At 59.5% G+C, this 13,492-nt stretch carries 12 protein-coding genes and 1 tRNA gene; 1 reads left to right on the top strand and 12 read right to left on the bottom strand.

The window, feature by feature from the left end; all coding sequences use genetic code 11:
• Window positions 1-76, top strand: a tRNA-Asn gene (locus tag QZ511_RS01650).
• Between the two features lie 195 nt (window positions 77-271).
• On the opposite strand, the gene QZ511_RS01645 is transcribed toward QZ511_RS01650, so the two are convergent.
• From QZ511_RS01645 to pheA, 12 genes are all read right to left on the bottom strand, one after another.
• Complete coding sequence (locus QZ511_RS01645; protein ID WP_295797987.1) at window positions 272-2,260, bottom strand: nucleoside-diphosphate sugar epimerase/dehydratase; 1,989 nt, start codon at window positions 2,258-2,260, stop codon at window positions 272-274.
• An 86-nt stretch (window positions 2,261-2,346) separates the two neighbouring features.
• Window positions 2,347-3,237 carry a glycosyltransferase family 4 protein gene (locus tag QZ511_RS01640; protein WP_295797982.1) on the bottom strand — a complete coding sequence of 297 codons (891 nt, stop codon included), beginning with the start codon at window positions 3,235-3,237 and terminating at the stop codon, window positions 2,347-2,349.
• Entirely contained in the window at window positions 3,237-4,184 is a 948-nt protein-coding gene (locus QZ511_RS01635) for an NAD-dependent epimerase/dehydratase family protein (RefSeq protein ID WP_295797979.1), read from the bottom strand. Before QZ511_RS01635 ends, QZ511_RS01640 begins: the two co-directional genes overlap by 1 nt.
• A gap of 87 nt (window positions 4,185-4,271) precedes the next feature.
• Window positions 4,272-4,568 carry a ComEA family DNA-binding protein gene (locus QZ511_RS01630; RefSeq protein ID WP_295797976.1) on the bottom strand — a complete coding sequence of 99 codons (297 nt, stop codon included), beginning with the start codon at window positions 4,566-4,568 and terminating at the stop codon, window positions 4,272-4,274.
• A gap of 146 nt (window positions 4,569-4,714) precedes the next feature.
• Window positions 4,715-5,431 (bottom strand): orotidine-5'-phosphate decarboxylase, encoded by a 717-nt coding sequence (gene pyrF, locus QZ511_RS01625; RefSeq protein WP_295797974.1) that lies wholly within the window; start codon window positions 5,429-5,431, stop codon window positions 4,715-4,717.
• Between the two features lie 66 nt (window positions 5,432-5,497).
• A complete protein-coding gene (gene lapB, locus QZ511_RS01620) occupies window positions 5,498-6,688 on the bottom strand; it encodes a lipopolysaccharide assembly protein LapB (protein WP_295797971.1) in 1,191 nt (396 codons plus the stop codon).
• 1 nt (window position 6,689) lies between these two features.
• Complete coding sequence (locus tag QZ511_RS01615; protein ID WP_295797969.1) at window positions 6,690-6,998, bottom strand: lipopolysaccharide assembly protein LapA domain-containing protein; 309 nt, start codon at window positions 6,996-6,998, stop codon at window positions 6,690-6,692.
• Between the two features lie 77 nt (window positions 6,999-7,075).
• Window positions 7,076-7,384 carry an integration host factor subunit beta gene (ihfB, locus tag QZ511_RS01610; protein ID WP_295797965.1) on the bottom strand — a complete coding sequence of 103 codons (309 nt, stop codon included), beginning with the start codon at window positions 7,382-7,384 and terminating at the stop codon, window positions 7,076-7,078.
• A 140-nt stretch (window positions 7,385-7,524) separates the two neighbouring features.
• Complete coding sequence (gene rpsA, locus QZ511_RS01605; protein WP_295797963.1) at window positions 7,525-9,204, bottom strand: 30S ribosomal protein S1; 1,680 nt, start codon at window positions 9,202-9,204, stop codon at window positions 7,525-7,527.
• A 180-nt stretch (window positions 9,205-9,384) separates the two neighbouring features.
• Entirely contained in the window at window positions 9,385-10,071 is a 687-nt protein-coding gene (gene cmk / locus QZ511_RS01600) for a (d)CMP kinase (protein ID WP_295797961.1), read from the bottom strand.
• 53 nt (window positions 10,072-10,124) lie between these two features.
• Complete coding sequence (locus QZ511_RS01595; protein ID WP_295797959.1) at window positions 10,125-12,374, bottom strand: bifunctional prephenate dehydrogenase/3-phosphoshikimate 1-carboxyvinyltransferase; 2,250 nt, start codon at window positions 12,372-12,374, stop codon at window positions 10,125-10,127.
• Window positions 12,375-13,478 carry a prephenate dehydratase gene (gene pheA / locus QZ511_RS01590; RefSeq protein ID WP_295797957.1) on the bottom strand — a complete coding sequence of 368 codons (1,104 nt, stop codon included), beginning with the start codon at window positions 13,476-13,478 and terminating at the stop codon, window positions 12,375-12,377.
• Between the last annotated feature and the right edge of the window lie 14 nt (window positions 13,479-13,492).

The following is a 13,492-nucleotide window of genomic DNA, read 5'->3' as shown; positions in this document are numbered from 1 at the left end:
TCCGCCTTAGCTCAGTTGGTAGAGCAAATGACTGTTAATCATTGGGTCGCTGGTTCGAGCCCAGCAGGCGGAGCCAAATAAAGAAACCCCGCTGTTCGCAAGAGCAGCGGGGTTTTTCTTTGCCGGATCACAAAGCTTCCCCCCTCCCTCTTCCAGCAAGCGCCGCGCTTCAGCGACAACCCGTACCGCAAAAAAATACCCCTGCGGCGGCACCGAGGGGCATCTTGATTGGACATGAACTCAGCCGCAGCGAAAGCTACCCGGCGGCAACTCAGACTTCCGGCATCTCTCCGGTCACCCGTCGCCCTCTGCCCCGGGGCCCCGCAGCCAACTGCCTGACTTCGGCGGTTTCCTGGGGTGCCGGCAAACCCTTTGTCCCCTGCATCCACACCGTGTCGATCAGGTCCTGCTTGGGGGCGTAATCCTTGACGGCTTCTATCAGCAGGCGGTGTACTGCCGCGCTATCGTGCCTGGTGCAAGCATCTTTCAATTCGCCGACCAGCAACTGCAGGCGCTCCGAGGTCAGCCGCTCTTCCTCCGCCCGCATAATCATCGGATGGTCGGTACCGGCGACCTTGTCCCCCAACAGCAACTCTTCGTACAGTTTTTCGCCCGGGCGCAGTCCGCTGATTTGAATCTCGATATCACCATCCGGGTTGGCCTCATCGCGGACGGTATGACCCATTATCTGGATCAGGCGCCGGGCAATATCCAGAATCCGCACCGGCTCTCCCATATCCAGCACAAACACCTCGCCGTTGCGCCCCATGCTACCGGCCTGCAACACGAGCTGGGCGGCTTCCGGAATGGTCATAAAGTAGCGGGTTACCTTCGGGTGGGTCACCGTTACCGGGCCACCGGCATTGATCTGGTCCGTAAATAGGGGAATGACCGAACCGGAAGACCCCAACACGTTGCCGAAACGCACCATGCATACACGGGTGCGACCAAAGCGACGTCCGAAATCCTGGCAGATCAATTCCGCAAACCGTTTCGTCGCCCCCATCACATTGGTGGGACGCACCGCCTTGTCGGTAGACACCAGCACAAACTGCTCGACACCAAAGGCTTCCGCCGCCTCCAGCACCGAAAGTGTGCCGAGGATATTGTTTTCAGCGCCGACCGCCACATTCTGCTCCACCAGCGGCACATGCTTGTAGGCCGCTGCGTGGTAGATGGTCTGCACCTTGAAACGCTCGATGATTTCGGCCACCCGTCTGCGATCGCGCACGTCGCCGAGCAGCGGTGTCACCGTCACGGAGAAGTTTTCATCCAGCTGCTGCTGGCGCAATTCCCGCTCGATCTGATACAGGGAAAACTCCGACGCCTCCAGCATGATCAATTGGGTCGGCCCCCACTGAACGATTTGCCGGCACAATTCGGAGCCAATGGAGCCGCCGGCACCGGTAACCAGTACCACCTTGCCTTCAATTGAGGCACAAACCAGATTTTTCTGGGGCTCTACCGGGGCGCGCCCGAGGATGTTTTCGTAAATCTGCGACACATCCGTCGCTCCGCGGCCGGCACCATCCACCAGCTCTTCCATGCCCGGGATTACCTTCACCACAATGCCCCGCTCACGCAGGCTGCGGGTAATCTCGCGGCGGCGGCGCTTGGGCACGCCGGGCATTGCCAGCAACACCTCGGAGATGTCGCGGTCGGCAATGACCTCGTGAATATTGGTCGGGCTGTACACCAGCACCCCGTCGATCAGGGTGTTCTGTTTGGAGGCATTGTCATCAAAGAAAGCCACGGTCTTGTACATTTCACCGTGAATCAACCCCTTGTACAGCTGCAGGCCGGCGGTGCCGGCACCGTAAATGGCAACTCGGGTTTTGTGGATCTCCAGCGCCATCTGGTAATACAGGCGCACCAGCCAGCGGGAACCGCCGACGGTAATCAGTGCAAAGCACCAGTAGATAACCGGGACCGACCGGGGAACCCCTGCATAAGTGAGATAGGAGGCCACCGCCAGCACCACGGCTGACGCGGTTACCCCCTGCAACACGGCGACAATTGCCTGCTGCCCCATGTAGCGGATAACCGTGCGGTAAAGACCGAGACGGAGGAAGATGAAGCTACTGGAAACCAGCGTCATCCCCAGGCAGAGCGCCATTGCCGGCTCGGCAATGAGATTTGCACCATTGAAGCGGACAGTCATGGCCAGCAGGAATGCCGCCGTGAGCATCAACAGGTCGAAGCCAAGCATCAATACCGGCTTGTAATTCTTCTGTGCAAACTTGTATAGGCGCTTCACCATCCCCCCAAAAAATTCCTTGCAGGCTCTTGCAGAGCCAGCCCTTGAACCAATTGTACAAACTCAGTTTTCACTAGCCGCAAGGCGATTTACGCCAGCCCCAATGCTACCACCGATATTGCAGCCAAAGACGTGCCCAGCATCACGGTCAGCTCAATTCCCAATGTTTTCCGAGTGCCGACACTGAGGGCGGAACGCTGGTAAAGGTGCTGCCGGTGCGCCTCCCACCAGCGCTCGCGGTTATACATGCGGCGCAATAAAGTGTAGGTGGCATCCACCCAGAACGGCGAAAAAATAATCAGCGGCACCAGCGGACTGAACACCGACTGCTGCCAGCCATAGACGCTGACCGCAAACACCGCCAGACCGATGGATGTGGAGCCCGCGTCCCCCAGGAAAATCCGCGCGGCGGGCCAATTGTAGTACAGGAATACCATGGAACTGGCCGCCATAATCCCGCAAATGCCCGCTAGCTCAGCCTCTCCCCGGAAAGCACTGATACCCGCCAGGGTACCAAAACCGATTGCGGTCATACTGCCGGCAAAACCATCCATGCCATCCATAAAGTTGTACAGGTTCACCACCCACACCCCTCCGATCAACAGGATCGGCATCAACCACCAGGCCAGACCCGGTGCCAAGTCGACCAGCAGCAGTGCCACCGAACCGGCCTGCACCGCAAAACGCAATCTCGCGGACACCGTGCGTAAATCGTCAGCCAGCGACACCGCCAGCAACAGCGCAAATGCAGTCACGGTCACGGCGCTCATCGCCACCGGTGCCCACAGCAAAGCAACAAATACGCCAACCACCATCGCCCAACCGCCGGTGCGCGGCACCGGAGTCTCGTGCAGAGACCGGTGATTGGGGATATCCAGCGCCAACTGCCGCAGGCGCGAAAGCAGCAACTGCAATGCCGCCAGGCTGGTCGCCACCGCCAGCAGGAGAGCCCCCCACCACGGATACCCAGTTTCTTCCATCAATAACCTCTTAGAAAATCCCGGTACCTGTCCCGGGCGCGCCAATTAAGTCGCGCCCGGGCACGGCCCGCGCTGTACAGCTCACTCCGCTCCAGCTCGAGCACCCGCGCAGCCAACCCGCGCTTGTGAAATAACCTGAAGGGCCACAGCAACAGCGCGGACAATACGCTACTACTCCTGACACTGGCCCCGCTCGCCGCAGTGATCAGCGCGGCGGAATCGTAAAATTTCGGCTCTGCGGCGATCAAAGTCTCGCGATCGCACGCGCTATCCTCGATCAGGCAAATCACCTGCAGGAGATCTGCCAGGCTGATAAAACTGCGAAACCCGGTCGCCGGCACCCAGGGAATCAACCCGCCCCAGCGCCTGAGCAGCCTGCGGATACCGTGCGCGCGCTTGCCCCGGGTCCCCTGCGCCGGCGATACAGCCCTATCGCCTTCACTCGCCGCAAGCGAACCGTAAACCGCCGCCGGCCGCAGGATGTTAAAGCGGCAGCGCACATTTTGCGCAAGCATTTTCCGCTCCGCTTGCCATTTACTCCGACCGTAGACGTCAGATGCGGGATTACCGCAGTCCTCCCCGGCAATCACACCCGATGGTGCGCTGCGGGCCTTGACACTGGACAGGTACAGAAAGGACTCGATGCCAGCGCTGTCAGCGGCCTGCAGCAATCGACTCGGCAATTCACAATTCAACCAGCCGGCTTCTGTGGGCCGCTTTCTGCAGGCCCCGGCAGAAGAGAGCCCCGCGGTGTACACGACCCGGTCTCCCGCTTGGAAAACGCCTTCAAACCCCTCTTCTGCAAACCGGGATAACTGCAAGTGATCACAGCCACTTGGGGCAAACGCGCTGCGGGAAATCGACAGCACAGGGGCACCGCGCTCCACCAGAAACTGACAGAGGGCGCTACCGATATATCCCGAACTTCCGACAATTACCCAGCGCATAAATTCTAGACAGCTACCCGTTCCACTTTGCAATTGGTCAATACATGAAAAAGAACAGCGCCCTCAGGCGCTGTTCTCGAATCGTTATCAAAGCTGGATACGTTCTTTGTTCTTCTCCAGCGTTGCCATGCCGATTCCCTTGATTTCGAGCAGCTGCTCGACGGAGGTGAACTCGCCGTGCTGCTCGCGGTACTGAACGATCAGTGCCGCACGGGATTCCCCCACCCCGACCAGCACTTCGGAAAGCTCCTCAGCGGTGGCCGTATTCACATTGACTACCGCCACCGGCTGCGCGGCAGTCTCTTCTGCGGCGTAACTCTGTACACCACCCAACAGAAACAACAGGGTGAAAAGTACTGCAAGCGGGTTTCGAATCATTTTCATGTGTAAATTCCTTTTTCCTATCCGTAGGTCTTCAATCCCTTGGGACCACATTACCTCCCCAAGCCCGCTGACTTTACCAGTTTGGATAGTAAATAGGGGACATTCTCCATTACACATCATTACACGCCCGCGATACCGCGGACGAATCAGGAGGCGCTTGCCTCGATATCCGCAACAATGGCCTGCAATGCCGCCATCGGCTCTGTTGCGCCGGTGATCGGCCGACCGATGACCAGGTAATCGGAACCCCGCTTAAGCGCATCCACCGGGGTGACAATCCGACGCTGGTCGTCTGCCGCGGAACCAGCCGGGCGAATCCCCGGAGTCACCAGAGCAAATTCGCTACCGCAGGCATTTTTAAGGGCCTCCGCTTCCATCGCCGAACACACAACGCCATCCAGGCCACTGTGCTTCGCCAGCTCCGCAAGCGCCGCCACCTGCTCCCGCAGGGGACGCTCGACACCGACATCGGCAAGCTCGTCTTCTGCGGTACTGGTAAGTACGGTTACCCCGATCAGCAGCGGGCGCCGGTCACCCAGCGGTGCCAGCGCCTCCGCAGCAGCCCGCATCATGCGCTCGCCACCGCTGGCATGTACATTGACCATCCAAACACCCAAGTTGGCCGCGGCCTTCACCGCCGCTGCCACGGTATTCGGGATATCGTGAAACTTCAGGTCAAGAAAAACCTGGAAACCGCGATCGACCAGCTGCCGAACCAGGTCTGGCCCGGCAATGGTGAACAGCTCCTTGCCCACTTTTACCCGGCACACCTTGGGATCCAGTTGCGCGGCCATGGCCAGGGCGGATTCGGCATTGTCGTAGTCCAGGGCGACGATTACCGGGGAAGAAACTTGCTCAGTCAAAGCATACCTCAATATTTTGCTCGCTCACGGAGAAGGCCACCTCAGGGGCAGCCATACGCGTTTTGATCACTCGCCCTCTACACCTTTTACAGAGCGCACACTGCCCCAGTGTTTGCAGCTTGGACACAGCCAGTGCAACTGGTTTCCGGAAAAGCCGCAATTTGTGCAGCGGTAGTGTGGTCGACTTGCAATCAGCTGATCGATCAGGCTTTTCAGAAGAAACAGATTTTCTTTCGCACGCCCCTCTACCGAGTCGCTGTGCAAATTCAGAAAATACCCAAGGCCGCGCAGGGATGGCCGCATTGCCAGCTGCTTGCCCATAAACGCGGCCGCAGCCGCCTCGTCCTGCTGTTTCTGGATGCGGTCGGTCAGCGCAATCAGCACACTGTTCGAAGGGTGCTCTTTCAGTAGTGTTTCCAGGTAGCGGCTGAGCCCCTTCTCGTCGCCGATCGCGTCGTAACAGGTGATCAGCAGCTCGAGAATTTCCGGAATATAGTCCGGATTCTGCCTGGGTATCCGCTCCAGTACGCGGATCGCCTCCTGCGGGCGCTCGAGGATATACTCCAGCCGCCCCAGCAGCAGATTTGCCCGCACCGAGTGGCGGTCATAATTCAGTGCCGCATCAATATGTTTGCGCGCACTCAGGTAATCCTTGCCGTTGATCGCCTCTTCCGCCAGTTCACAGCAGAAGTGCGCCTGCACCGGCGCCCATTCCGGGGACAGGCGCTTGAACCTGCGGCCGTGCAGCAGGTTGACGGCGTGAATCGCCTTGGCCCACTCGCGCTCGTCCCGGTAAACCTCAACCAGATATTCGAGGCTGGTATTGCGCAGCTCGCTGGAGGTTTCCACCAGCTCCTGCAACAGGCGCTCGGCGCGATCCAGCCAGCCTGCGGCAATATAGTCCCGCGCAAGTTCGAGCTGCGCCTTCTGCTGACTGATGCGATTCAGGCTGGGCCGCGCCAGCAGGTTCTGGTGTACGCGGATAGCCTGGTCGTGCTCACCGCGCTTGCGCAACTGGTTGCCAAGGGCCAGGTGTGTATCAAAAGTAGCGCTACTTACCTCCAGCGCATCAATGAATTTTTCGATGGCGTCGTCGTGACGCTCATTCAACAGGTAATTCAAGCCCTGGGCATAGGACTGCGCCAGCGCCCGACTGCGATCGTTCCTCGCGCTCTTTTTCTTGCCGCTCTTGCGTCCCAGGTACCAGCCGATGGCGATGGCGGCAAAAATAAAGATAAAAAACGTCAGGTCGCTCAAATCACTCTCCGGATACCTGACGACGTACGGTTTGCAGCTCGCGCTCGGTGCGCAGTAACTGACGCTCGAGCCCCCTCACCCGCCGGCGCTCGGTGTAATACGGCAGCAGGCTGGCAAGAAACCCGAGCAGTGCCCCCAACAGCAGAAAACCGATCAACCAGAAACCGACACTGCCGGAAAACAGCTGGTAGCCGCCAAAACGGGGGGCAATAATTTCAGGATTATCGACCGCGAAATACACACCAACGGCAATACACAGGAGGGCCAGCAACCCAAATATGAGACGCCAAAGCCAACGCAGAAATGACAAGAGAACCTCCGACCCCGGAAGGAGTGAATAATCAATAAATCCGTTACAGTGTTAGCCCACCGCAACCAGCCCGGCAATCACGCACTTTCCAGTGATTCCCGTTTCATCTGCTGGTTTACCCTATCCCTGAGTTCCTTACCCGGTTTGAAGTGCGGCACATACTTGCCCGCGAGCTCGACGGAATCCCCGGTTTTGGGATTACGCCCGGTGCGCGGCGCTCTGTAATGTAGTGAAAAGCTGCCGAAACCGCGGATTTCAATCCGCTCCCCTTCTGCCAGGACACCCGACATGGTATCCAGCATGACTTTTACCGCCAGCTCCACATCCTTCACCGGCAGCTGATCCAACCTCAGAGCAATCTTATCGATCAGTTCAGATTTGGTCATGCAGTCCGCAATCCTGTCTAAGTCATTGATTATTCTAGATTAGCGGCAATCATCTACTAGAAAGCCGGACTGGGCAACCCCAGTCCGGCTTTCGGATAGCCTCAGGCAATCAACCCGAGACTGTGAACAGCGAGAACCTATTAGTCCTTGTTGTTCATCTGGGCCTTGATCAGGTCACCGATAGTCGCCGGCTGAACCTGTTCAGCCTGCTTCTTGCTGTGATCCTTGATCGCCTGCTTCTCGTCGTCCTGATCCTTGGCCTTGATGGAGAGGCTGATCACGCGGTTCTTGCGATCCACGCTGGTGATCTTGGTCTCTACCTCTTCGCCTTCTTTCAGGGCGTTGCGGGCATCTTCCACCTTGTCGCGGCTGATTTCGGAAGCGCGCAGTACGCCTTCGACTTCGTCCGCCAGGGTGATGACAGCCTGCTTGGCGTCCACTTCTTTGATGGTACCCACTACGATGCTGCCGCGATCGTTGGTGGCTACGTAATCAGAGAACGGATCGGATTCCAGCTGCTTGATACCCAGGGAGATACGCTCGCGGTCGGAGTCGATACCCAGGATAACGGTTTCCAGCTCGTCACCTTTCTTGAACTTGCGTACGGCTTCTTCGCCAGCTTCGTTCCAGGAGATGTCGGACAGGTGAACCAGACCGTCGATGCTGCCGTCCAGACCGATGAAGATACCAAAGTCGGTGATGGACTTGATCTTACCGGAGATCTTGTCGCCCTTGGCGAATTTACGCGCGAAGGCATCCCACGGATTTTCCTGGCACTGCTTGATACCCAGGGAGATACGACGACGCTCTTCGTCGATGTCCAGAATCATTACCTCGACCTCGTCGCCAACATTGACAACTTTGGACGGGTGAATGTTCTTGTTGGTCCAATCCATTTCGGAAACGTGTACCAGACCTTCCACACCTTCTTCCAGCTCCGCGAAGCAGCCGTAGTCGGTCAGGTTGGTGACAACCGCCTTCACGCGGCTGTTTTCCGGGTAACGCTGCTTGATGGATACCCACGGATCTTCGCCCAGCTGCTTCAGACCCAGAGATACGCGGCTGCGCTCGCGGTCGAACTTCAGGACTTTTACTTCGATCTCGTCGCCAACATTCACGATCTCGCTCGGATGCTTGATGCGCTTCCAGGCCATATCGGTGATGTGCAGCAGGCCGTCGATACCGCCCAGGTCTACGAATGCACCGTAGTCGGTCAGGTTCTTGACGATACCCTTGATGGACATGCCTTCCTGCAGGCTGGCCAGCAGCGCTTCGCGCTCTTCGCTGTTCGCAGCTTCCATAACGGCACGGCGGGATACCACAACGTTGTTGCGCTTGGCGTCCAGCTTGATCACTTTGAAGTCGAGCTCTTTGCCTTCCAGGTGCGCGGTGTCGCGAACCGGACGTACGTCTACCAGAGAACCCGGCAGGAATGCACGGATGTTGGCAACGTCAACAGTGAAGCCACCTTTAACCTTGCCGCTGATAACACCTTTGACCACTTCGTCTGCAGCGTGTGCAGCGTCGAGGATTTTCCAGGCTTCAGCGCGCTTGGCTTTTTCACGGGACAGACGGGTTTCACCGAAACCGTCTTCTACCGCTTCCAGGGCAACCTGTACTTCGTCGCCCACCTGCAGTTCCACTTCACCCTTGTCGTTCTTGAACTGGTCCGCAGGGATAACGCCTTCAGACTTCAGGCCCGCGTGTACGGTTACCCAGTCTTTATCAACGTCGATGACAACACCAGTGACGATGGCGCCCGGTGCCATTTCGACGCTTTTCAGGCTCTCTTCAAATAGTTCAGCAAAGCTCTCGCTCATTACATTACCTATATAGTTGGACTCCACCGTTGGTAACTTGAAAGTTTAGTCAACCGCCAGTAAGAGCCCCACCGCGCTGCCAGTACGCGGGTCGAATTACAACAGCGGCCGGGCGATTCTGGCTGATCCCGGCCGCTGTTGTTAGAAATCAAAATGTTGGAAACTGGTTGCCAGTTTCGCTCAACCGATACGCTGATGTACCAGTTCGAGCACTTTTGTTAGCACGCCATCTATATCAATGTCGGTACTGTCCAGCACCACGGCGTCTTCCGCCGGTGCCAAAGGGGAGGCTGCGCGGTTCATATCCCGGTCGTCCCGGGCGCGGATGTCCTCCAGCAGGTCGCGGAGGCTAACAGAAACGCCCCTGCCCTGCAACTGGGCGAAGCGCCGCCGGGCGCGCTCTTCCGCGCTGGCGGTCAGAAAGATCTTGACCGGCGCGTCGGGGAACACCGTGGTACCCATATCGCGCCCGTCCGCCACCAGCCCCGGCGCGGCGCGGAAGTCCCGTTGCCGCTGCAGCAGCGCCTGCCGCACCGCCGGAACCGCGGCCACTTTGGAGGCCGCCATGCTGACCCGTTCCATGCGGATATCCCGGCTTACATCCTCCCCTCCCATCACCGCGCTCACCTCGCCGTTGGCGATATCGAAACGGATGTCCAGGTTCGCTGCCAGCTCTGCCAGCCGCGCTTCATCGGACAGGTCGACACCGGCATTCAGTGCCGCCAGCGCGGTCAGCCGATAGAGGGCTCCGGAATCCAGCAGGGCGTAGCCGAGCTTGTCGGCCACCAGCTTGGCAATGGTACCCTTGCCGGAGCCGCTCGGCCCATCAATGGTTACCACCGGGGTTGGGGAAGTTGCTTGATTCATAACTAATCGATACTGCTCAGGTTAGTTGCATTCAGGTCCGGGCGCGGTGCCAATCACCGCACCTCCAGGTGCATCCCCGCACGCCGGGACAGCTCGGCAAAGTTGGGGAACGAGGTGGCCACGTTCGCGCAGTGCTGGATACGGATATCTGCCGCTGCGCGCAGCGCGGCAACCGCAAACGACATGGCAATGCGGTGGTCACCGAGGCTATCCACCTCGCCACCGCCAAACACCGCGGCATCGCCCTGCCCGCCCTTGCCTTCGATGACGATGCCGTCCGGCGTGGGCTCGGCATCGATACCGAGGATCTTGAGTCCGTCGGCCATCGCCTGGATGCGGTCACTTTCCTTTACCCGCAACTCTTCCGCACCGGTCAGCACCGTGCGCCCTTCGGCGCAGGCCGCAGCCACGAAGATGGCCGGAAACTCGTCGATGGCAAGCGGTACCTGATCTTCCGGAATCTCAATCCCCTTGAGCGGCGCGTAGCGCACGCGGATATCCGCTACCGGCTCACCGCCCACTTCGCGGCGATTCTCTAGGGTAATGTCCGCGCCCATCGCCCGCAGAATATTGATCGCGCCGTCGCGGGTGGGGTTGATCCCCACATGCTCCAGCAATACATCGGAACCCGGGGCGATACTGGCCGCCACCATAAAGAAGGTCGCGGACGAAATATCCGCAGGCACATCGATATGGCAGGCCGCCAGCTTGCCGCCGCCGGAAACACTGGCCCGCGGGCCATCGCGGCGCACATCGTAACCGAAACCGGCCAGCATGCGCTCGGTGTGGTCACGGGTCGGCGCCGGCTCAGTAGTGCTGGTCTCGCCCTCGGCATACAGGCCCGCCAGCAGCACGCAGGACTTCACCTGGGCGCTCGCCATCGGCAGGGTGTAATCAATGGCATTCAGCGTTTTGCCGCCGTGAATTTTCAGTGGCGGACGACCGTCTTCACCGGTATCCACTGCCGCACCCATCTCCCGCAGCGGATTGGCAACGCGGTTCATCGGACGCTTGGACAGGGATTCATCCCCGGTCAGCACACTGTCGAATTGCTGCCCCGCCAGCAGTCCCGCCAGCAGGCGCATGGAGGTTCCGGAGTTGCCCACATAGAGCGGCCCCGGCGGCGCCTGCAGGCCGCGCATACCCACCCCGTGGATGGTCACGCGGCCATTATCGGGCCCCTCGATTACCACCCCCATGTCGCGGAATGCCTGCAGGGTCGCCAGCGCGTCCTCCCCTTCCAGGAAGCCCTCCACTTCGGTGACTCCCTCCGCCAATGAACCCAGCATGATGGAACGATGGGACATGGATTTGTCCCCCGGCACCCGCAATTCGCCATTGACCGCGCCGCCCGGCTGGGCAACAAAAGTTACTTCCTTCGCTTCCATAGTTTCCGTGTACGCTTTTTTGGCCAGCATTTTGGTGAAATGATCCCGCGCCGCCTTGGCCCGGGTAAAAACCCCCATCAGACGTTCACTGTCGCCGCTGGCTATGGCACTGCGCAGTGAACCCAGGTTGGAGGTGTACAGATCGATGGATTTGAGAATCGCATCCCGGTTGGCGAGCATGATGTCCCGCCACATCACCGGGTCGCTGGAGGCGATGCGGGTAAAGTCGCGGAAGCCGCCGGCAGCGTAGCGAAAAATATTTTCATTTTCCGCATCGTGGGCCAGGGTATCCACCAGCCCGAAGGCGATCACATGGGGAAGATGACTGGTGGCCGCTAGCACCTCGTCGTGCTCCACCACCGGCATGAACAGCACCTCAGCTCCCACGATCTCCCACATGGCCTGCACGCGGCGGACATGCGCAGCGGCAGAGTTTTCCAGTGGCGTGAGAATGATGCGATGGGCAATGTACAGGTCATCCCGCGCGGCAGTCACGCCGCTTTGCTCGGAGCCCGCGATGGGATGCCCGGGCACCAGAAATTCCGGCACCGCACCCCAGACCTTTTCCGCTGCGGCGATCACACTGCCCTTGACGCTGGCCCCGTCGGTTACCGTCACACCTTGCGGCAAACGGTTTTTCAACTGTGCAAACACGCCCTCGACGGCCAGGGTGGGCACGGATACAAATATCACATCCCCGGCTTCCAGCTCCGGCAGGATATCCGCAATATCCGTCACCGCGCGATCCACCACCCCCAGTGCCACCGCCTGCGCACAGGTCTGCGGCCGGCGCGCGACACCGATGACCTCGCGACAACCACTGGCGGCCTTCAGCGCGAGCGCCAGGCTGCCGCCGATCAATCCGATACCGACGACCACCAGGCGACCGATTCCCTTCTGTCCCGCATTCGCCATTTACAGCACTCCGCGGGGGTAGGAACCCAGCACCTTCATATCGGATGCGCCGGCACCCACTTCCCGCAGGGCCGCGGCGACATTGTCCTGATCCCGGTGACCAATAAAATCGATAAAGAATACATAGGTCCAGTTGCCGCTCTGGGCCGGACGCGTCTCCACCCGGGTCAAATCAATCTTGTGGCGCTGGAACGGCTCCAGCAGGTCGTGCAGCGCACCGGGCTCATTGCGCATGGACACCATCAGCGAGGTCTTGTCATCGCCACTGGCCGGCACCGCCTGGGAACCAATGATCAGGAAGCGCGTGGAATTATCCGGGCGGTCCTCGATTTTCTCGTTGAGAATTTTCAGGCCGTACAGGTCTGCGGCCATATCGCCGGCGATCGCCGCCGCGTTCCATTCACCTTTTACCCGCTTGGCCGCTTCCGCGTTGCTCGCCACCGCCACCCGCTCTACATTCGGGTAGTAGGAATCGAGCCACTTGCGGCACTGGGCCAGGCTCTGGGCGTGGGAGTATATCCGGGTAATGGAATCCTGACGGGTGATGTCGGAGATCATCAGGTGCTGGTGAATACGCAGCTCCACCTCGCCGCAAATCAGCAGGTTCGAGGTCATGAAATTGTCCAGAGTGTGATTGACCACCCCTTCGGTGGAGTTCTCCACCGGCACCACACCGTAGTTGACCGCACCGGCTTCCACCTCGCGAAACACCTCGTCGATGGCCGCCAGCGGCTTTGATACCGCCGACTGGCCGAAATGCTTCAGTGCCGCCTGCTGGGTAAATGTACCCTCGGGTCCGAGGTAGGCCACCTTGATCGGATCTTCCAGGGCAAGGCAGGCCGACATGATTTCGCGGAACAGCCGCGCCATTTCCTCATCGGTGAGCGGGCCGGGGTTGCGCTCCATCGCCCGGCGCAGCACCTGGGCCTCCCGCTCCGGGCGGTAATACAGGGCATCTTCGCCGTTGGCCTTTTTGACTTCCGCCACTTCCAGCGCACAATTCGCACGCTCGGAGATCAACCGCGCAATATCGCTGTCGATATTGTCGATGCGATCCCGCAGCTCCAGCAGGCGCTCGTCCTGCTTCGGTTTTTGTTCAGACATAACTCTCGCCTAAA

This window comes from uncultured Microbulbifer sp., assembly GCF_913055755.1.
Taxonomy (GTDB): Bacteria; Pseudomonadota; Gammaproteobacteria; order Pseudomonadales; family Cellvibrionaceae; genus Microbulbifer.
Note: the sequence above shows the minus strand (reverse complement) of the source record. Positions and strands in the feature narration are given on the sequence as shown.